The sequence below is a fragment of the Paenibacillus sp. GYB006 genome (genome assembly GCF_036577645.1).
In the GTDB taxonomy this organism is placed as follows: domain Bacteria; phylum Bacillota; class Bacilli; order Paenibacillales; family Paenibacillaceae; genus Paenibacillus.
Genome location: NZ_JARBDA010000076.1, coordinates 1 through 352, shown reverse-complemented (window position 1 = coordinate 352; position 352 = coordinate 1). Strand labels below are relative to the sequence as shown.

Genomic DNA, 352 nt, shown 5'->3' with positions numbered 1-352 from the left:
GCAGCCACCATTTAAAGAGTGCGTAATAGCTCACTGGTCGAGTGACTCTGCGCCGAAAATGTAACGGGGCTAAACACACCACCGAAGCTATGGCTTGAATCGACTTCACTGCTTCTTTGAGGTAGTGATACCTGAATGAACATTTTTGTCAGACTTCTTTTGTAATGAAGGATGACCCAATGCTCTCAGGGGATAGACACACTTCGAAGGCGGAGTGAAGTCGATTCAGGGGTAGGGGAGCGTTGTATGCCGGGTTGAAGGTAGACCGGAAGGACTGCTGGACTGTATACAAGTGAGAATGCCGGTATGAGTAACGAAAAGATCAGTGAGAATCTGATCCGCCGAAAACCTA

1 rRNA gene is annotated in these 352 nt (G+C 48.0%); it reads left to right on the top strand.

The features are described from left to right. Positions 1–352: ribosomal RNA gene (locus PV403_RS25055) — 23S ribosomal RNA — on the top strand; the annotation flags it as partial.